The organism is Azospirillum sp. TSH58 (assembly GCF_003119115.1).
Classification (GTDB): Bacteria; Pseudomonadota; Alphaproteobacteria; order Azospirillales; family Azospirillaceae; genus Azospirillum.
This window is the reverse complement of sequence record NZ_CP022364.1, coordinates 2,762,298-2,782,112: the sequence shown is the minus strand read 5'-3', so window position 1 is coordinate 2,782,112 and position 19,815 is coordinate 2,762,298. Positions and strand designations below refer to the sequence as shown.

The window sequence follows — 19,815 nt, the reverse complement described above, 5'->3', positions numbered from 1 at the left end:
CACCCGTCCTTGTGTCCGAAGAATGATAAGATTTTAGTTTAATTTGTGGAAACAATGTTGAGACATGGCGGCCCTGCGCGTCGGAACCGCCCCATCCACCTCCTGTTGCTCCCCTGTCCCTGCAACCCGGAGGAGCCCGGCCATGCCCCAGTCCACACGCTATTCCGACACGCCGCAAGCGCGCTGCCGGAGGGTCCGCTGATGCGCAACGGCTTGGCACTCACGGCCGGGTTGCTGGCCGGCCTGTGGCTGGACACCCGCCGGCGCACCAACCGGGCGGAGCGGGAGCACCCGCCGACCGGCCATTTCATGAGCGTCGGCGGCACCCGCCTGCATTATCTCGATCAGGGACCGAAGGACGGCAGGGCGCCCCCCGTGGTGTTCCTGCATGGCAACGGCACCACCGCCGACGACTGGGCGCTGAGCCTTCTGGACGAGGCGGCCCGGCATCGGCGCTGCGTCTGCTTCGACAGGCCCGGCCATGGCTACAGCGAGGCGACGCCGCGGCGCGAGGCCGGTCCCGCCGCCCAGGCCGCGCTGCTGCGCGCCGCCGCCCGCAAGCTGGGGCTGGAGCGCCCCATCGTCGTCGGCCATTCGCTGGCCGGGGCGGTGGCGCTGGCCTGGGCGCTGGATTTCCCGGAGGAGATCGGCGGTCTGGTCATCCTCTCGGCCTTCACCCATCCGACCCCACGGTTCGACTTTCTCCCCTTGATGGGGCCGGCCATTCCCGCCGCCGGGCCGCTGCTCAGCCACACCGTCCTGCCGCCGCTGGACCGGCTGATCCTGCCGGCGCTGATGCGCCGCATCTTCGAGCCGAACCCCGTGCCGCCCCGCTATAACCAGCTGCCTCCGGACCTTCTGCTGCGCCCGACGCAGCTGGAGGCCGCCGCCGCCCAACTGGCCGCGCTGATTCCCGGTGTGGCGGCGATGGCCCCCCGCTACCCCGAAATCCGCTGCCCGATGTCCGTCGTCGCGGGACGGGAGGACCGCATCGTCGATCCCCACGCCCACGCGGTGCGCCTGCACAACGCGGTTGCCGGATCGACGCTGCATCTGCTGGCGGAAACCGGGCATATGCCGCAGCACGCCCGCCCCGAGGCGGTGATGGCCGCCATCGAGCGGGTGGAGCGGGCGATGACCACCGAGTCGGCTCACGCGGCCTCATGAGTCGACTCTCCTGATTCGGCGACCGGGGATTGCGACTCGAAAAAAGCGACTCGTGGCGACTCGGGTGAGGGATGGTTAACAGTTTGGTTACGATCCGAGCGCTAACCTTCGGCCATATCGCACACTTTCAGCGCCTCAAGGATTACGCCGATGTCCATGGCCGCCGACGTTGACACCATCGAACGCACGTCCATCGTCGCCTACACCCTCCTCAACGAGCTGCACGACGTGCTGGCTCTGCCCAAGGCGCCCGATGACGTGACGCTCGGCATCCTGATGGGGCTGTCCATGTTCATGGACGACAAGGTCGGTCCGATGCGCTCCAAGCGCCTGATGTCGGAGGCGCCGACCATCGTCCTGAAGACCGACGCCCACGTCACGTCGGACCAGATGCAGCGGATCATGCCGGTCCTGCGCGCCTTCGGCGACCACCTGAAGGACATGCGCGCCAAGGCCACCCGCCCGGTCGACGACACCGTCGCCTGACCGCGGAGCGCAACACCCGTTTCGCGACGAAGAAGGCCCGGCCGGCAACGGCCGGGCCTTTTGCCGTTCCGGTGCCCGGCTTGACCCGCTCGACATTTCATTGGATGCTGAAACCCTTCGTCCACCGGACGGTCGTTCCCGATGGTCCGGACGCCCGATGGTCTGGACGCAACGTGGGGGGCGGCTTCGGCCATGGAACTGCCATCGGAGGATTGGATCTGGACTCTGGCCATCGCCGCCCTCCTGTCGGGCGCGACGATCAGCGTCATCGTCCTGGCCGCCGTCGGCTCGATCCGCCGCAGCGTCAACGAGGGCGGCACCCGCCAAGCCCAGCAGATGCGCCGGCTGGCGGAGAATGTCGCCGCCCTGAACACCCAGCAGCAGGCCGCCGAGGGGCGCATCCAGTCCCTGACCGAGGCGAACCTCAAGCTGGCGGAGGAGGTCGCGGCGCTGAACGAGCGGTTGCGCGACGCGGACTCCGCCCCCCGCATCACCGGCAGCGCAAGGCTCCTTCACTGACCATGCCCGATTTGTCTTCCCGCCCCATCGACGGCGACGGCGAGCGCGCCCGCTGGACGGCCAGCGCCGACGCCTGGGACCGCTGGGCCGACCCGATGGCCGATCTGGCCGACAAGCTGAACCAACCCCTGCTGGACGCCGCCGGGGTGACGGCGGGCGACCGGGTGCTGGACCTCGCCTCCGGCGCCGGCGAACCGGCGCTGAGCGCCGCGCTGCGCGTCGGGCCGGAAGGGCTGGTGGTGGGCAGCGACCTCGTGCCCGGCATGATGGCCGGCGCCCGGCGCCGCGCCGCGGGGATCGCCGATGGAACGCGCCCGGCCTTCGCCGCCGCCGACATGACCGCCCTGCCCTTCGCCGCGGCAAGCTTCGACCGGGTGACCTGCCGCTTCGGCGTCATGTTCGTCCCCGACGTGGCGGCGGCCCTGGCCGAGCTGCGGCGCGTGCTGCGCCCCGGCGGACGGGCGGCCTTCATGGTCTGGGGGCCGCGCGCCGGCAACGCCCTTTTCGACACGGTGGGCGACGCCGTCGCCGCCCAATTGGGCGAGGACCGCAGCCTGGACCCGCTGTTCCGCTTCGCCGCCCCCGGCCTTCTGGCGGAGGCCCTGCGCTCCGCCGGCTTCGCCACGGTGAGCGAGACCGACATCACCCCGGTCCGCAAGGCCCCCCAGGGCCAGCCCTTCTGGCGCGCCACGCTGGAGATGAGCTTCGGCCACCGCCTGCACGCCCTCACCGCCGGGCAGCGCGCCGAGCTTGACGCCGAGGTGACCCGCCGCTTCGACGCGCAGGCGCAAGGCGGCACGATCCCCCTGCCCATCCACGTCCGCATCGTGACCGGCGCCTAATTCCCTCCCCTGTGAAGCTCTCGCGCAAACCGAAGGTTTGCGCTGACGCGGCAGGCGGACCTTCGGTCCGCCGAGAGCGGGGGAGGGTCAGGGTGGGGGCAAGACTCCGCCCCCACCGACCACGCGCCCAAGTGCCGCAGCCATCCCGCCGAGCCCTATCCCCGGTTGACCGCGCCCACGCATTCCTTTGGATGTTGCGTGCTGGCGGGCCCTACCCGTCCGGCATCCGAGAGGAGGTGATGCGCTTGAAAAGGTACCAGACGTGGTTCCGACGTTTCTGGTTCCGGATGAAGTTCGAGTTCGAAGCGGGCTTCAACCAGGACCACGATCGCTAAGGAACCAAGGGGCGGGGTCGGGAAACCGGCTCCGCCTCCAGGAGACCGAAGGCGCATCACCTCCTTGCTTCACAAAATACCACAGCCCCGAAAGCCGTCAACGGGACGCAAAAGCGCTCCCGTTCTTGCTCCGTTCGATTCGTGGCACTATTCTTTCCGGTCTCAGCGATTCTCCCGGTCCCTCATGCCCGAATTCCCCACCCCGCTTCTCCCCGCCAACGTCCAGGGCTGGTTCCGGTCGCGGGGCTGGGCGCCGCACCCGCACCAGTTCGCCATGGTCGAAGCGGCAGCGGCCGGTGACAGCGCCCTGCTGATCGCGCCGACCGGCGGCGGCAAGACGCTGGCCGGCTTCCTGCCCTCGCTGATCGATCTGGCGGAGCGCCCGCGCGAGGGGCTGCACACGCTCTACATCTCGCCGCTGAAGGCGCTCGCGGTGGACATCCAGCGCAATCTGGAGGAGCCCGTCGCCGAGATGCGGCTGCCCATCCGCACCGAGACCCGCACCGGCGACACGCCCGAATCCAAGCGGCGGCGGCAGCGGGCCAACCCGCCGCACATCCTGATGACCACGCCGGAAAGTCTGGCGCTGATGATCGCCTACGCCGACGCGGCGACGATCTTCCGGCACCTGCGCTGCATCATCATCGACGAGTTGCACGCGCTCGCCGGGACCAAGCGCGGCGACCTGCTGGCCCTGGGGCTGGCGCGGCTGTCCCGGCTGGCGCCGCAGGCCCGGCGGGTCGGACTGTCGGCCACCGTGGCGGAGCCGGCGCAGCTGCTCGCCTGGCTCTCGAAGACCGGGCACGCAAATGGCGGCGACGTGCGGCTGGTCACCGGCCGGGCCGGCGCCTCCGCCGAAGTGGAGATCCTGACGACGCGCGAGCGGTTGCCCTGGTCCGGCCGCATGGCCATGCACGCGCTGAAGGAGGTGTACCAGCGCATCCGCGCCTACCGCACCACGCTGGTCTTCGTCAACACCCGCGCGCAGGCGGAGCTGGTCTTCCAGGAACTCTGGCGCCTCAACGACGACACCCTGCCCATCGCGCTCCACCACGGCTCGCTGGCCGCCGAGCAGCGGCGCAAGGTCGAGGCCGCCATGGCGGCGGGCAAGCTGCGGGCGGTGGTGGCGACCTCCTCGCTCGACCTCGGCATCGACTGGGCGGCGGTCGATCTGGTGGTGCAGATCGGCGCGCCGAAGGGGGCGAGCCGGCTGGTCCAGCGCATCGGCCGCGCGAACCACCGGCTGGACGAGCCGAGCCGAGCCCTGCTCGTCCCCGCCAACCGGTTCGAGGTGCTGGAATGCCGGGCCGCGCTCGACGCCGTGGCGGCCATGAGCCTGGACGGCGAGCGGCCCCGCCCCGGCGGGCTGGACGTTCTGGCCCAGCACATGCTCGGCATGGCCTGCGCCGAGCCCTTCCGGCCCGACGACCTGTATGACGAGGTGGTCTGCGCCGCCCCCTATGCCGGGCTGGCGCGGGACGAGTTCGACGACGTGCTGGATTTCGTGGCGACCGGCGGCTACGCGCTCGGCAATTACGAGCGCTTCCATCGGCTCAAGCTGCGCGAGGACGGGCGCATGGCGGTGGCCGGACCGGCGGTGGCGCGGCAGTACCGCATGAACGTCGGCACCATCACGCAGGAGGCCATGCTGCGCGTGCGCCTCAGCCGTGGCCCGGTGCTGGGGGAGGTGGAGGAGCATTTCATCCAGGGCCTCACCCCCGGCGACACCTTCGTCTTCGCCGGCCAGTTGCTGAAATTCCTCGGCATCCGCGAGATGGAGGCGCAGGTCGCCAAGGGGGGCAGCGGGGAGCCGAAGGTTCCGGCCTATGCCGGCGGGCGGCTGCCGCTGACCACGGCGCTGGCCGACCGGGTGCGCGCCATGCTGGCCGACCCGGCGCAGTGGCCCGGCCTGCCGGAGGACGTGCAGGAATGGCTGCGGCTGCAGCGCTGGCGCTCCGTCCTGCCGGCGCGCGACGGGCTGCTGGTGGAGAGTTTCCCCAAGGCGGGCAAGCGCTTCCTCGTCGTCTACGCCTTCGAGGGGCGCAACGCGCACCAGACGCTGGGGATGCTGCTGACCCGCCGGATGGAACGGATGGGCTGCGGCCCGCTGGGCTTCGTCGCCACCGATTACGTGCTGGCGGTGTGGTCGCTGCGCACGCCCAAGGATATGGACGACCTGTTCGACCAGGACATGCTGGGCGACGATCTGGAAGCCTGGATGGACGAGTCCTCGATGCTGCGGCGCACCTTCCGCAACGTGGCGCTGATCACCGGGGTCATCGACCGCCGCCATCCCGGACAGGAGAAGTCCGGGCGGCAGGTCACCTTCTCCTCGGACCTGATTTACGACGTGTTGCGCAAGCACGACCCCGGCCATGTGCTGCTGCGCGCCACCCGCGCCGACGCGGCGGGCGGGCTGACCGACGTGCGGCGCCTGTCGGATTTCCTGATACGGGTGAAGGGCCGCATCACCCACAAGGACCTCGACCGCATCTCCCCCCTCGCCGTGCCGGTCATCCTGGAGATCGGGCGCGAGCGGGTGGACGGCTCCGCCACCGACGAGCTTCTCGAGCAGGCCGCCGCCGATCTGGTGGCCGAGGCGATGCCGGAGCTGGATGCGACCCGTGATGCGCCCCGTGATGCTCAGGGCCGGCTGACGTTGTGAGGGACATGGACACGACGATGACCCTGCGGGGCGCCGCGCTGGCCCCCGATCCTTCCGGCGCTCTGGTCTGGCCGGCGGAGCGGACCCTGGTGGTCGCCGACCTGCATCTGGAGAAGGGCTCCGCCTTCGCGGCGCGCGGGCGGATGCTGCCGCCCTACGACACGCGGGCGACGCTCGACCGGCTGGCCGGGCTGGTGGAGCGGCTGGCCCCGGAGCGGGTGATCTGCCTGGGCGACAGCTTCCACGACCGTCGGGCGGCGAGCCGCATGGAGGCGGGGGATGTGGCGCGGCTGCGCGACCTGACCGGGCGGGTGGCGGACTGGCTGTGGGTCACCGGCAACCACGACCCGGAACCGCCGGAGGGGTTCGGCGGCCGCATCCTGGACGAGCTGGCGCTCGGCCCGCTGACCTTCCGGCACGAGGCGGTGCCCGGCGCCGTCGGCGAACTGTCGGGGCATCTGCACCCGGTGGCCGCCGTCGTCGTGCCGGGCCGGCGGGTGCGGGAGCGCTGCTTCGCCTTCGACGGGGGCAAACTGATCCTGCCGGCCTTCGGCGCCTTCGCGGGCGGGCTGAACGTGCTGGACCCGGCGGTGTCCGGCCTGCTGGCGGCGCGGTTCGAGGTGCATCTGCTGGCCCGCGGCAAGGTCCACCGCTTCCCGTGCAGCCGCCTGTCCCCGGATAAGGCGTAAAAAGAAAAAGCCCGGAGAGTCGGGGGAACTCTCCGGGCGAGTGGTCCTGCCGGAACCGGCGGTGAAACGTCCGGCAGGAGGGACCTCAAGAAAAAGCAGAACGTCAGTTCGGCATCATGACCGTGTCGATCACGTGGATGACGCCGTTGGACGCCATGATGTCGGGCTTCACGACCTTCGCGTTGTCCACCATCACACCGCCCTTCGTCGCGTCGATGTCCACGGTGGTGCCTTGCACGGTTTTCGGCGATGCCGTCTTGCCGGCGATATCGGCCGAGGTCACCTTGCCCGACACCACATGATAGGTAAGTACGGAGCGGAGCTTCTCGCGGTTCTCCGGCTTGAGAAGATTTTCGACGGTGCCGGCGGGAAGCTTGGCGAAGGCCTCGTCGGTCGGGGCGAAGACGGTGAAGGGACCGCTGCCCTTCAGGGTGTCCGCAAGACCGGCGGCCTGGACGGCCTGGACCAGCGTCTTGAACTGGCCCGCCGCGACGGCGGTGTCCACGATGTCCGCCGCCTTCGCGGCGACGGTGGCGAAGGACAGCGGCAGGGCGACGGTGGCGGCGGTCAGCAGCCGCGACAGGCGGGACATGTCATTTCCTCCATTGGATGGCGTCTCTTTCCTCCCCGACCGTGGAACCGGCGCCGTCGGCCGCCGTGCCTCCGGTTCCACGTCGTGGCAACGAAGGCGGAAATAGCGGCGGGGAAATCGCCGTCAATAGGACTTTTCCAGGAAAAATTTTTGCCGTCGTGGTGATCCGGAGCAATCGGCGCCGCGTAGCAAGAGCCATTGACCGTGGTCATTGGCTGCGGCGTTTTGGCATGCCCGTTCTTCTGTCCATTTCCTTAAAGTTGGCCGATGAAGACCGATCAATCCCCCATCCTCGTCTGGTTCCGCAACGATCTTCGCCTTGCCGACAACCCGGCGCTCAACGCCGCGGCGGAGGATGGGGCGCCGGTCATCCCGGTCTATATCCGGGAAAAGGACGCCCACGATCCCTGGCTTCCCGGCGCCGCCTCCCGCTGGTGGCTTCACGGCAGCCTGGAGCGGCTGGGCAAGGCGCTGGCCAAGCTCGGCTCGCCCCTGGTGCTGCGCAGCGGCGACCCCGCCGCCGTGCTGGCGGCGCTGGCGGAGGAAACCGGCGCCGACACGGTCCTGTGCAACCGGCGCGCCGGCCCCACCGCCATCGCCCGCGACCGCCGGGTGGGCGAGCGGCTGACCGGGCGCGGCCTGACGGTGCATCCCCACAACGCCGCCCTGCTCTACGAGCCGGGAAGCATCCGCACCAAGTCCGACACGCCCTTCCGGGTGTTCACGCCCTTCTGGAAGGCGCTGCTGTCCATGCCGGAGCCGCCGCGCCCCACCCGCGCGCCGGCCAAGCTGACTCCGCCGGCCAAGCCGGTGTCCAGCGAGTCGCTGAACGACTGGGGCCTGCTGCCCACCGCGCCCGATTGGGCCGGCGGCCTCCGCGAGCGCTGGGTGCCCGGCGAGGAGGCGGCGCGCGAACGTCTGGCCGATTTCCTGGACGGTCCGGTCGCCGCCTACCCGACGGAGCGCGACCGCCCGGACCATGACGGGACTTCCGCCCTGTCGCCGCACCTCGCCTTCGGGGAGATCGGGCCGCGGCAGATCTGGCACGCCGCGCGCCACGCCGCGGCCGAGCGGCATGAGCTGGCCGCCGGCGCCGAGGCCTTCCTGCGGGAACTCGGCTGGCGGGAGTTCAACCACCATCTGCTGCGCGAGGAGCCGGGGATTCCGGACACGCCGCTGGACGCGCGCTTCGCCCGCTTCCCCTGGCGGACGGACAAGGCGGGCCTGCGCGCGTGGCAGCGCGGGCGCACCGGCTATCCCATCGTGGACGCGGGGATGCGGCAGCTCTGGCAGACCGGCTGGATGCACAACCGCGTGCGGATGATCGTCGGCTCCTTCCTCATCAAGGACCTGCTGATCCCCTGGCAGGAGGGCGAGGCGTGGTTCTGGGACACGCTGGTCGATGCCGACATCGCCAACAACGCCGGCAACTGGCAGTGGGTGGCCGGCTGCGGCGCCGACGCGGCCCCCTTCTTCCGCGTCTTCAACCCGATCCTCCAGGGCGAGAAGTTCGACCCCGAGGGCGCCTATGTCCGGCGCTACGTGCCGGAACTGGGCAAGCTGCCCAGCCGCTGGATTCACAAGCCCTGGGAGGCGCCGGACGAGGCGCTGCGGCAGGCGGGGATCACGCTCGGCAAGGACTATCCGCGGCCGATCGTCGACCACGGCGGCGCCCGCGACCGCGCGCTGGCCGCCTTCAACGAGATCAAGAAAGCCGGCGATTGATCGTTGCCGAGCCGTGAAACCCGGCCGTGTGTTTTCATTCCGCCTTCATGGGAGTGCAAAGAAACCGTCACAGGCCCCCGGTAAGGTGCGCCCGCCCAACCCAGATAAATTTGCGGAAAGAGACGAGGCGCACCGATGGACACGCATGACCTGCCCCAGAAGGGCACCAAGTACCTGACCTTCGAGGGCCGCGAGGACATCGGCTCCAACCCGTCCGAAAACCCGACCATGGGCGACGTCATCAACGCCCGCCTCGGCCGCCGCGACATGATGCGCGGCATGCTGAGCGGTGCGGCGGTCAGCGCCCTGATCGGCCCGGCCGCCCTGCTCTCTTCGCCGCGCAAGGCCGAGGCCGCCGTGACCGGTGCTCCGCGCCCGGCCAAGGCCAGCTTCTCCTTCCAGGAGGTGGCGCACGGCGTCGACGCCGACCATCACGTGGCATCCGGCTACAACGCCGACATCCTGATCCGCTGGGGCGACCCGGTGGTGCCCGGCGCGCCGGCCTTCGACCCAATGAACCAGTCGGCCGAGGCGCAGTCGAAGCAGTTCGGCTACAACAACGACTTCGTCGGCTACGCCCCGCTGCCGCTCGGCTCGCAGTCGCCGGACCGCGCCCTGCTCTGCGTGAACCACGAGTACACCGACGAGGAGGTCATGTTCCCCGGCGTCGGCGTGGAGCAGCAGAAGGACAAGTTCGCCCGCATGACCAAGGCGCTGGTGGACATCGAGATGGCCGCCCACGGCGGCACCGTCGTCGAGATCCGCAAGGTCAAGGGCAAGTGGGTGACGGTGGCGGACTCCCGCTACAACCGCCGCATCACCGGCGAGACGCCTTGCGCCATCACCGGCCCGGCCGCCGGCCACGCCCTGATGAAGACCAGCTACGACCCGACCGGCACGACGGTCCGCGGCATGCTGAACAACTGTTCCGGCGGCATGACGCCGTGGGGCACTTGGCTGTCGGCGGAAGAAAACTTCAACGGCTACTTCTGGGGCAAGGTCGAGGACAGCAACCCGAACGCCAAGGTGCTGAAGCGCTACGGCTTCCCCGGCGAGTGGTACAACTGGGGCGTCCACCACGACCGCTTCGACATCGCCAAGGAGCCGAACGAGTCCAACCGCTTCGGCTGGATCGTCGAGATCGACCCCTACGACCCGACCTCGACTCCGAAGAAGCGCACGGCGCTCGGCCGCTTCAAGCATGAGGCCTGCCAGATCGCGCTGGGCAAGGACGGCACCGTGGTCGCCTACACCGGCGACGACGAGCGGTTCGATTATGTCTACAAGTTCGTCGCGGCGAAGAAGTTCGACCCGAAGAACCGCGCCGCCAACATGGACATCCTGGAGACCGGAACCCTCTATGTGGCGAAGTTCAAGGCCGACGCCTCGGTCGAATGGCTGCCGCTGGTCCATGGCCAGGGCCCGCTGACCGCCGAGAAGGGCTTCCCCGACCAGGCCACCGTCCTGATCAACGCCCGCCTCGCCGCCGACGCGCTGGGCGCCACCAAGATGGACCGCCCGGAGGACATCGAGGTCAACGCGGTGACCGGCAAGGTCTACGTCATCCTCACCAACAACTCCCGCCGCAAGCCGGAGCAGGTGGACGCGACCAACCCGCGCGCCGAGAACAACTGGGGCCACATCGTCGAGATCCTGCCGGAGAACGGCAACCACGCCTCGACCAAGGCGGAGTGGACCATCCTGGTCCGCGGCGGCAACCCGGCGGACGAGAAGGTCGGCGCGCAGTTCCACGCCGACACCTCGGCCAACGGCTGGTTCTCCTGCCCCGACAACGCGGCGGTGGATCACCGCGGCCGCCTGTGGATCACCACCGACCAGGGCGAGAACTGGAAGAAGGCGTCGGGCACCGCCGACGGCGTCTGGGCCGTGGAGACCGAGGGCGACCTGCGCGGCCTGTCCAAGATGTTCTACCGCGTGCCGGTGGGTGCGGAGATGTGCGGCCCCTGCTTCACCACCGACGACAAGACCCTGTTCGTCGCCGTGCAGCACCCGGCCACCGATGGTGTGGACCAGTGGGAAGGCTTCAAGGGCAAGCTCTCCTCCTTCGAGGACCCGGCGACCCGCTGGCCTGACTTCAAGCCCAACATGCCGCCGCGCCCGTCGGTGGTCGCCATCACCAAGAAGGACGGCGGCGTGATCGGTCTCTGAATCCCTTGGCGGATGATGGCTTCCATCATCCGCCAAGGGTCGGACCCGACAGATCGATGCGACAGCATTGATTGAAAGGGTGATACGGACGAAGCCCCCAGGCGTCGTCCGTATCACCGGCCGGGCGTCCGTCCCATTACCCAACGACACGCCTTGAAAGGGCGGCCCCCGCGTCCGGGGCCGCCCTTCTTCTTTGTCCGGTTTGTCTGGTGTCGGCGTCCGGCGATGTAATAAGATAACGCCATGACCGCCAACCCGCATCACACCGCCGGCCCGCCCCCCGCTCACGGGCACGACCACGCGCATTGCATCGCCGACGCGCTGATGCGCGCCGACGCCCTGTGCGCGGAACGCGGCGCCCGGCTGACCGCGCTCCGCCGGCAGGTCCTGGAACTGGTCTGGAACAGCCACAAGCCGCGCGGCGCCTATGCCATCCTCGAAGACCTCAGCCAGCGCGAGGGCAAGGCCACCGCCCCGCTGACCGTCTATCGGGCGCTGGAATTCCTGGTGGAGCACGGGCTGGTCCACCGCATCGAATCGCTGAACGCCTACATCGGCTGCGCGGCGCCGGGGGCCGTCCATTCCGGGCAGTTCCTGGTGTGCGAGACCTGCGGCAACGCCGTGGAGATCGACGACCCGCGCATCCGCGCCGCCATCGGCACCATCGCCGCCGAGCATGGTTTCCAGGTGAGCCGCCCCACCGTCGAGGTGCGCGGCACATGCACCGATTGCCAGGAGAAGACCCCGTGACCGCCGCCGCCCCGACCCCCGCCGCTCCGCCGGCGCCCCGCCTGCCCGTCTCGGTGCTGACCGGCTTCCTCGGCAGCGGCAAGACCACGCTGCTGCAACGGCTCCTGCACCATCCCGGCATGGCCCGCACCGCCGTGGTCATCAACGAGTTCGGCGAGGTCGGGCTGGACCATCTGCTGGTCGCCAAGGCGTCGGAGAACATGGTGCTGATGGACAGCGGCTGCCTGTGCTGCACCATCCGCGGCGACCTTGTCGACACGCTGCGCGACCTGTTCCTGAAGCGCGTGCGCGGCGATATCCCGGAGTTCGACCGGGTGGTGGTGGAGACCACCGGCCTCGCCGATCCGGCCCCGATCATCCACACGCTGATGAGCGACCCGCTGCTGGCCGCCCGCTTCCGCCTGGACGGCGTCATCAGCACGGTGGACGCGGTGCACGGCGCCAGCCAGCTCGACCGCCAGCCGGAGAGCGTGAAGCAGGCCGCCGTCGCCGACCGCATCGTGCTGACCAAGACCGACCTCGCCACGCCCCATACGACGCTTGCCCTGTGCCAACGCCTGTCGGCCATCAACCCGGCGGCCCCGCAGATCCCCGCCGCCTTCGGCGAGGTGGACCCGAAGCAGCTGTTCGACGCCGGCCTCTACAATCCCGACACCAAGAGCCCCGACGTGGCGCGCTGGCTCCGCGAGGAGGCGTACCGCGACGAGCAGGCCCATCATCACGATCACGGGCATGACCATGATCACGGGCACGACCACGGGCACGACCACCATCACCACGACCACGGGCATGGCGATGCCTGCGGCCCGGATTGCGGGCACGATCACCACCACCACGACACCAACCGGCACGACGACCACATCCGCGCCTTCTGCATGGTGGTGGACGAGCCGATTCCGTGGAACAACTTCGTCGACTTCATGGAGGCGCTGATCGCCACCGGCGGGGAAAACCTGCTGCGCATCAAGGGGCTGCTGAACGTGAAGGAAAGCCCGCTGCCGGTCGTCGTCCACGGCGTGCAGCACATGTTCCACCCGCCGGTGCAGCTCCAGGAATGGCCCGGCGAGGATCACCGCTCCAAGATCGTCTTCATCACCCGCGACATCGGCGAGGCGGTGATCCAGCCGATGTTCGACCAGTTCGTTTGGGGCGAGGGAGCGGCCTGAGGGACGTCATTGCCCCCACCCCGGCCCTCCCCCGCTTTCGCAGGGGAGGGAGAATGGTCCCTTCCCCTGCGAAAGCGGGGGAGTGTTAGGGTGGGGGCAACCGCCCCCGCTCACTTCACCTTGTAGAGCTGGAAGTACCGCCCTTCCTGCACCAGCGTCAGATGCTCCGGCACCGGGTTGGCGCGGCCCGGCTCGCTGAACAGCACATAGACGTAGCCGAAGCGCCGCGGCCAGTCGGCCCAGTAATGGTTGTCGCGCAGCCCCGGCTGGCGCACCGCGTCGGCGACGTAGCCGATGCGCGGCATGTAGGTGAAGTCGCCGTCCAGGTCCGCATAGTCCGGCTTCAGCAGCAGCACCTGCTTGCCCGGATGGGTGAAGGCGATGGGCACGAGGCTGGAGCGCTCCATCAGCGCCAGCACCGGCGCGTGGTGCAGGCCGAAGGACAGGGCGCGGTCGTCGGTGAACTGGGTGGCGCGGAAGATCGACTTGTGCAGCGTCTCGTCGGCGTAGGTGGCGAGCACCGTGCTGCCCGGCTCAATCCGCTGCAGGGAATGGCGCACCTCCTCCAGCAACGGGTCCACCTTGGCCAGCCCCACCCCGGCGTCGGCGCTGCGCAGCAGCGACAGCGCGACCACCACCGCGAGGAAGCCCGCCCGCATGGCCGAGGTCGACAGTTCCCAGCGCACGAAGCCCAGCGCGACGAAGGCGATGCCGATGGGCAGGCGGCTGTCGGCGAACCAGGAGCCGAAAAGGACCAGCGGCATCGCCGCATAGACCACCAGCCCCAGCGCGATGGTGATGGCGCCGACCGGATGCAGCCGCAACGACCCGCTCCACAGCCCCCAGGCGATGCCCAGCCCGACGGCGATGCCCGTCACATAGCCGACCGTGTCGGCGTAGCCGCCGAACAGGAAGTCGAAGCCCATCAGCTTCGCCGTGCCGACCCACAGCACCGCGTCGGCGAAGCCCGACGACGGGCTCATCAGCAGAAGCGGCGGCACGATCAGGAAGGGCAGACCGAAGGCCAGCGCGTCCGGCAGTGCCCGCCGCGGGTCGCGCCAGCCGCCGCTCTGCCACAGCCGCCAGCCCTCGAAGGCCAGCAGCGTCAGCCCGTAGAGCCCGAGCGCGAACAGGTGCGAGATGAACAGCAGCAGCACAATGCCGAGCGAGGCCAGCCCGCGCTGCCAGGGCGCCCGCTCGCGCATCACGATCCAGCCGGCGATTCCCCACAGCGCCAGCCCCAGCCCGAACAGGTAGTTGAACAGGCCCATGTAGGTCGACAGGGTGTAGAGGAACAGCCCGGCGGCCAGCGGCCCCAGCTCCACCCGGCCCCAGACGGCGCGGTAGAGCGCGATGGAGCCGGTGACCAGCACCAGATAGCTGGCGGTGACGAACAGCCGGCTCGCCGTGTGGACCCCAATCAGCTTGGCCAGCGGCGGCACGACGATGTCCATCACCAGATTGGGGATGATCGCCCAGCGCACCATGTAGAATTGCGCCAGCGCCGGGTCCTGGTCCAGATGGGCCAGGGCGTACATGCGGGTGACGTGGTTGACGTAGTCGCCCAGCGCCGGAATCTCGAACATCCAGACGGGGACGGAGGCCGCCACCAGGATCAGCAGGGCGGCGGGCCAGACATACACGGACTCGGCGCGCGACGCCGCGCGCCCGTCGAGAATGAAATCCCTGAACATGCGGCCCCCCTCAGACGCTTTTCGGGACGGACTGGGGCGGAGCGGCGGGGGCAGCAGCCGTGGGCGACGCCTGGAGATCCTCCGGATAGCGGTTGTGCAGGCCCGCCCGGTAATGGGTCCAGAATCCGCGCAGCCCCTTCACGTCGGCGCGCCGGTGCAGCAGGTAGTAGAGCGTGTACTTGACCATCATGCGGGCGATGGACTTGCGCTCGTAGGTCGCGTGGATGTAGCCCATGTTGCGGAAGAAATAGGGGGCGCGGTTCTCGGGCATCTCCTCCACCGTGCCCAGGAAACCGCCGGCCAGCGGGCGCTGGGTGCGGCGGTTGCGCGGGTGGACGTGAAGGGCGTGCACCGCCGTCCCGTCGCGCAGCCCGGCCCGGCGGGCGCGCAGCGTGAACTCCCACTCGTCGCCCCAGATGAACATCTCGCGCTTGATGTTGCCGATCCGCTCGAACACGCGGCGGCGCAGCAGGGTCCCGTTGAACAGCGCGATGGCGCCCGGCACGATGCCGTCCTGCGCTGCGGCGGCGAAGGCGTCGGCCTTGGTGAAGCCCTGCATGGTGAAGGCCAGATCGCCGCGGTCCTCCGCCGCGACCACGGTCGGCCCGACGAGGTCGAGGTCGTGCCGCTCCCCCTGGCGCAGCAGTTCGGCCAGCGCGCCGGGCGCCGGGATGCCGTCGTCGTCGGTGCTCCAGATCCAGCGGGCGCCCAGTTCCAGCGCCGTGGCGAAGGCGGTGTGATAGGCCCCGGCCGAGCCGATGTTGGCCTGCCGGACCACCAGAAGCTCCGGCATCGCCGCCCGCTGCCCGGCCAGCCATTCCGCGGTGCCGTCGCTGGAGCCGTTGTCGACCACGACGATGCGGTCGGGCCGCGGCTCCTGCCCATGGATGGCCGCCAGACAGGTCTTCAGCAGGGCCAGACGGTTGTGGGTGACCACCACCGCGACGACCGGCGTCTCCCAGGGCGTTTCCCGAGGCCGTTCCTGGGCTCCGGTGTCCAGCGTCCGGGGCGTCTGGGCTTCTGACATGCGGTTTCCGTCCTTCGTCTGAGCTTTGGGCATCGGTGCCTTGGGGCTGTGCCTCGAAGAGGCCACCCCAAGTTTTTTGCTTTGCGAAGAGAGGGCAATGCCCCGGACGGAGAGGGGCGGCACCATTCGCATAGCCCATAAGGAGAAAAATCAGCTCAGACGCATCCAGCCGGTGCCCCACAACCACAAAACGGCGAATCCCATCGACAAAAGGGTCATCGGGATGCCGCAACTGGCGTGCTCCACAAAGCCGAGCCGGACGCCGGAGGCCGCCGCCCGCTCCACCACGATGATGTTGGCGAGGCTGCCGGGGATCAGCAGGTTGCCGGCCAGCGTGGACAGGATCGCCAGACCGTAGAGCGCCCCCTCCGGCGGCGACGGCCAGGCGGCGAGCAGCAGGATCACCGCCGGCACGTTGCCGATGCTGTTGCTCGCCGCCAGCGCGAGCGGAGTCATCACCGCCAGCCGGTCGGGCAGCCAGCCGGCGGCCTCCAGCCCCGACACGAACTCGGCGGGCAGGCCGGTCATCTTCAGGGCGTGGTTGATGGCGAACAGCGCGGCGAAGAGGACCAGCAGGTGCCAGTCCACCATGCCCAGCATGCCGCGCGAGGCCAGCCGCCGGCTGATCAGCATCGCCCCGGCGACCAGAAGCACGCCGATCTCGTGCGGCAGGTCGGTGGTGAACAGGCCGAGAAGCACGAGGGTCGCCACCACCGCCTTGCCGAGCTGCGCCCGGTCGAGCGCCACCGGCTCCGCCCCGCCCTGCCCCATTGCACCATCGCCCGCCGCACCGTCGTCCGGCTCGCCGAAGCGGCCTCGCCAGGCGAGCCACACCACGGCATAGACCACCAGCAGGCCGACCAGAGCCGGCACCCCGCAGACCGCCAGGAAGCGCCAGAAGTCCAGATGGCCCATCTGGCCGATCAGGATGTTCTGCGGGTTGCCGATCACCGTCGCCGCCGAGCCGGCGTTCGCCGCTCCGGCCAGGCCGATCAGGTAGGGTCGCGGGTCCAGCCGGCGGGCCAGCAGCCCGACGCAGAGCATCGGCGTCATGGCGAACACCACCACGTCGTTGGCGAGCACCGCCGACAGGCCGCCGCCCACCGCCACCGTCACCGCCAGCAGCCGGGCCGGCGAGCGCGCCGCCTGGGCCACCCGCAGGGCGCACCAGTCGTAGAAGCCGCTGGCCGCGTACTGGGCCGACAGCACCATCAGCCCGAACAGGATGAACAGGGTCGGGAAGTCGATGGCCTCCGTCACCTGCCCCGATTCCAGCGCCCCGACGGCGAGCAGCAGGATGGCCGCGACCAGAGCGATGCCGGTGCGGTCGATGCGCAGGCCGGGAAAGCGCCCCAGCGCCATGCCGACATAGGTGACGACGAACAGCGCGACGACCGTCAGCGTCATGGGCGGGACGGCCAGGAAGGAATTGGGCATGGAGAGGGGTTCGCTGCGGGGTGGAGGAAGCCCCTCTATAACGGCCCGGCACCGGGTCAGGCCATAGGCGCCAAGCCAGGGTCAGGCCAGCGTGACCGTCATCCCTTCCCGCGCGGCGAAGCAGTCCGGGAACACCGCCTGGGCCGCCGCCTCGATGGCGGTCATGGCGGCGTCATCGTGGTCGGGGTCGTGATGGAACAGGACCAGTTGCTTGACCCCGGCGGCCTGCGCCAGCCGCACCCCCTCGGTCCAGGTCGAATGGCCCCAGCCGATGCGGTTCTGCCACTCCTCGTCCGTGTAGGTGCTGTCGTAGAGCACGAGGTCGGCGCCGTCGATCAGGTCGAGGATGTTGCGGTCGGGATGGCCCGGCACATGCTCGGTGTCGGTCACATAGGCGAAGGCCTTGCCCAGATGCTCGATGCGGTAGCCGGTGGCGCCGTCCGGATGGTTCAGCAGCGCCGTGCGGACCTGAACCCCCTCCCCCAGCGCGAAACGGTCGCCCGCCCTGATCTCGTCGAAGACGATGTTGCTCCCCATGGTGCGCATCGGCACCGGGAACAGGGGGCGCTCCATCTGCCGCGCCATGGCCGCCTCGGTCCCGGGGGTGCCGGTCAGATGGCCGGAGACGATGCGCAGATGGAAACCCTTGCTGTAGGCCGGGGCGAAGAAGGGAAAGCCGCAGATGTGGTCGAGATGGGTGTGGCTCATCAGCAGGGTCGCCTCGGTGGCGCCCTCCTTCAGCAGGCGCTTTCCGAGCATGCGGATGCCGGTTCCGGCGTCGATGACGATGCGCTGGCCGCCGGCCTCAACCTCCACGCAACTCGTGTTGCCGCCGAAGCCCATATGGGACGGCAGCGGGCAAGGGACCGTGCCCCGAACCCCCCAGAAGGTCACCGAAAAGCCCATACCGCCCTCAAGACGCCAGTCTCCGGTGCGCCGCGCCACATCGAGCCGCGGATCGAACCGCAGGCGGGGGGCACCGTTAAGACGGCATTTTAGCATGGTTTTCGGTTTACGCGGTGATCACCGTCACAGCCCCGCCGGCTCCAAAGAGGGAGCCCGCCTCCTTCCGGATTGGACCCGGTCGGTGGCCTTGGGCCGGTCGGTGCACGATCAACTGGTCCACAGGATGCTTTCGATGAAACGCTCGCAGGATCGGCGGTGGAAGCACCCGGTGCAGCCGGCGTCCGAGCAGGGAAGCCCGGCCTTCAGAACGGTCAGCCCGTCCACCAGCCGATCCTTCGTGGCCTGATCGATGACATCCGCCACCAGCACGTCGCGGATCGCCTCCGCGACGAGGTCGTCTTCCTGTTCCGGTACGGTCACGATCTGCCTGAGAGCCTGCATGCGAAACACCTTTCCGTGGTTCAACTGCACCACGGTGGTGTTTCGCTAACATTTCAGACGCGACCTTCAAAAGATTCGAATTGCTGCAATCCGACACGCTTACTCGCAATGACTGACGGAGTTCTGGACGATCACTCCGAACCAACCGAGCCCCTTGTAGGTTTCATAGCCCGGCGTCACGGCGAAGCCGACCACGCGCCCCTGGTCGTCGGAATAGCTGCCCTGCCCGTGGCCGCCGGCACGCAACGGAAAACTTTCCGTCAGGACGCCCTTGCGGTCGGACGCGGCGATCACGCGGTGACGGCTGTCCACCAGAAGGCAGCGGGTCCGGGAGCGCTCCTCGTCGGTCAGGCGGACGGAGTCGACCACGCCCTGGGATTGGGGCTGCCAGTCGAAGAAGACACCCAGCACGCCGATGATCGAGCCGTTCTCCTCCCCGCCGGCCCGGATGGCCGTGGCGTAGGTGGCGACGGTCGCACGGTCCAGAAGGTCGTTGGAGCCGATGTCGGCCACCGCGAAATCGGTGCCGCTGCGGGTCGCCATCGCCTCGCGGAACCAGGACTCCGACGCGACCGATGCGCCCACCGGACGGCGGTAGCGGTCGGGCCGCCCGTTCGCCAGAACCGTGCCCTTGGCGTCGACGACCCAGAGGTCGAGATAGACCGTGTAGGCGCCCAGAATGACACCCAGCCGCTGCGCGGCGTGACGGCGGTTGGCCTCGGAGGGATCGGCGGCGCAGTCCACCACGGCGCGGTCCGTGGCCCACCAGCGCACATCGCAGGACCGCTCGTACAAATTGCGGTCGATGATGTCGATCATGTTGAGCGCCAGATCGGCGAGCCGCCCGCCGCGCAGCTGCGAGACCAGACTGTTGCCGAGCGTGTTCAACTCGCTCGTCTGCACGGCCATCTGGGTGCGCAACTCGTCGCCGATGCCGGTGATCCGCTCCGAAATGGCCTTCACCTCCTGGGCCACCACGGCGAAGCCGCGCCCGGCCTCCCCCGCGCGCATCGCCTCGATCAGCGCGTTGAGCGCCAGGATCTTGGTCGTGTTCGTAACGGACTGGATCTCATCCATCTTGCGCGTGGCGAGATCGGACACGGCGCGCGACAAAGCCACGATTCGCTCGGGCATGAACATCACCTCCCAGGATCATCAGTGATGACGCCCGTGGATGACCGAACGACCATTTTTTCCGGTTCAGC

General features: G+C 69.4%; 17 protein-coding genes. 10 read left to right on the top strand and 7 right to left on the bottom strand.

From position 1 onward, the window contains the following. The first annotated feature begins 201 nt into the window (after positions 1-201). The 6 genes from TSH58p_RS16690 to pdeM all read left to right on the top strand — a co-directional run bounded on the left by TSH58p_RS16690 (position 202) and on the right by pdeM (position 6,703). Positions 202-1,167, top strand: coding sequence for an alpha/beta fold hydrolase (locus TSH58p_RS16690; RefSeq protein WP_158282588.1), 966 nt, complete (start codon positions 202-204; stop codon positions 1,165-1,167). A 156-nt stretch (positions 1,168-1,323) separates the two neighbouring features. After that, on the top strand, positions 1,324-1,653 hold the full coding sequence (locus TSH58p_RS16685) for a hypothetical protein (protein WP_236778094.1): 330 nt from the start codon (positions 1,324-1,326) through the stop codon (positions 1,651-1,653). A gap of 192 nt (positions 1,654-1,845) precedes the next feature. Continuing rightward, a complete protein-coding gene (locus tag TSH58p_RS16680; RefSeq protein ID WP_109069665.1) occupies positions 1,846-2,172 on the top strand; it encodes a hypothetical protein in 327 nt (108 codons plus the stop codon). A gap of 2 nt (positions 2,173-2,174) precedes the next feature. Beyond that, the gene (locus TSH58p_RS16675; protein WP_109069664.1) at positions 2,175-3,014 is read left to right on the top strand and encodes a class I SAM-dependent methyltransferase; all 840 of its coding nucleotides are present in this window, start codon (positions 2,175-2,177) and stop codon (positions 3,012-3,014) included. A 519-nt stretch (positions 3,015-3,533) separates the two neighbouring features. Next, a complete protein-coding gene (locus tag TSH58p_RS16670) occupies positions 3,534-6,014 on the top strand; it encodes a ligase-associated DNA damage response DEXH box helicase (RefSeq protein WP_109069663.1) in 2,481 nt (826 codons plus the stop codon). A gap of 5 nt (positions 6,015-6,019) precedes the next feature. Further along, positions 6,020-6,703 (top strand): ligase-associated DNA damage response endonuclease PdeM, encoded by a 684-nt coding sequence (gene pdeM / locus TSH58p_RS16665; protein WP_109069662.1) that lies wholly within the window; start codon positions 6,020-6,022, stop codon positions 6,701-6,703. Between the two features lie 103 nt (positions 6,704-6,806). Here pdeM and TSH58p_RS16660 read toward each other — a convergent pair whose 3' ends face one another. Continuing rightward, on the bottom strand, positions 6,807-7,295 hold the full coding sequence (locus tag TSH58p_RS16660) for a fasciclin domain-containing protein (RefSeq protein WP_109069661.1): 489 nt from the start codon (positions 7,293-7,295) through the stop codon (positions 6,807-6,809). A 267-nt stretch (positions 7,296-7,562) separates the two neighbouring features. Here TSH58p_RS16660 and TSH58p_RS16655 point away from each other — a divergent pair, with 267 nt between their 5' ends. The 4 genes from TSH58p_RS16655 to TSH58p_RS16640 all read left to right on the top strand — a co-directional run bounded on the left by TSH58p_RS16655 (position 7,563) and on the right by TSH58p_RS16640 (position 13,105). Further along, on the top strand, positions 7,563-9,020 hold the full coding sequence (locus TSH58p_RS16655) for a deoxyribodipyrimidine photo-lyase (RefSeq protein WP_109069660.1): 1,458 nt from the start codon (positions 7,563-7,565) through the stop codon (positions 9,018-9,020). A gap of 135 nt (positions 9,021-9,155) precedes the next feature. Continuing rightward, positions 9,156-11,189, top strand: a complete 2,034-nt coding sequence (locus TSH58p_RS16650; RefSeq protein WP_109069659.1) for a PhoX family phosphatase — start codon at positions 9,156-9,158, stop codon at positions 11,187-11,189. A 243-nt stretch (positions 11,190-11,432) separates the two neighbouring features. Further along, entirely contained in the window at positions 11,433-11,939 is a 507-nt protein-coding gene (locus TSH58p_RS16645) for a Fur family transcriptional regulator (RefSeq protein ID WP_109069658.1), read from the top strand. Continuing rightward, a complete protein-coding gene (locus TSH58p_RS16640; RefSeq protein WP_109069657.1) occupies positions 11,909-13,105 on the top strand; it encodes a GTP-binding protein in 1,197 nt (398 codons plus the stop codon). The genes TSH58p_RS16645 and TSH58p_RS16640 overlap by 31 nt, the downstream gene beginning before the upstream one ends. 110 nt (positions 13,106-13,215) lie before the next feature. Here the strand turns inward: TSH58p_RS16640 and TSH58p_RS16635 are convergent, their stop codons facing one another. The 6 genes from TSH58p_RS16635 to TSH58p_RS16610 all read right to left on the bottom strand — a co-directional run bounded on the left by TSH58p_RS16635 (position 13,216) and on the right by TSH58p_RS16610 (position 19,744). Next, positions 13,216-14,799 (bottom strand): hypothetical protein, encoded by a 1,584-nt coding sequence (locus tag TSH58p_RS16635; protein ID WP_109069656.1) that lies wholly within the window; start codon positions 14,797-14,799, stop codon positions 13,216-13,218. Between the two features lie 10 nt (positions 14,800-14,809). Beyond that, positions 14,810-15,826 carry a glycosyltransferase gene (locus TSH58p_RS16630; protein WP_109069655.1) on the bottom strand — a complete coding sequence of 339 codons (1,017 nt, stop codon included), beginning with the start codon at positions 15,824-15,826 and terminating at the stop codon, positions 14,810-14,812. Positions 15,827-15,976: 150 nt separating this feature from the next. After that, on the bottom strand, positions 15,977-17,263 hold the full coding sequence (locus TSH58p_RS16625; protein ID WP_247873987.1) for an SLC13 family permease: 1,287 nt from the start codon (positions 17,261-17,263) through the stop codon (positions 15,977-15,979). An 81-nt stretch (positions 17,264-17,344) separates the two neighbouring features. Continuing rightward, complete coding sequence (locus TSH58p_RS16620; protein ID WP_109069654.1) at positions 17,345-18,169, bottom strand: MBL fold metallo-hydrolase; 825 nt, start codon at positions 18,167-18,169, stop codon at positions 17,345-17,347. 207 nt (positions 18,170-18,376) lie between these two features. Further along, positions 18,377-18,610, bottom strand: coding sequence for a hypothetical protein (locus TSH58p_RS16615; RefSeq protein WP_109069653.1), 234 nt, complete (start codon positions 18,608-18,610; stop codon positions 18,377-18,379). Between the two features lie 99 nt (positions 18,611-18,709). Further along, positions 18,710-19,744 carry a methyl-accepting chemotaxis protein gene (locus TSH58p_RS16610; RefSeq protein WP_109069734.1) on the bottom strand — a complete coding sequence of 345 codons (1,035 nt, stop codon included), beginning with the start codon at positions 19,742-19,744 and terminating at the stop codon, positions 18,710-18,712. Between the last annotated feature and the right edge of the window lie 71 nt (positions 19,745-19,815).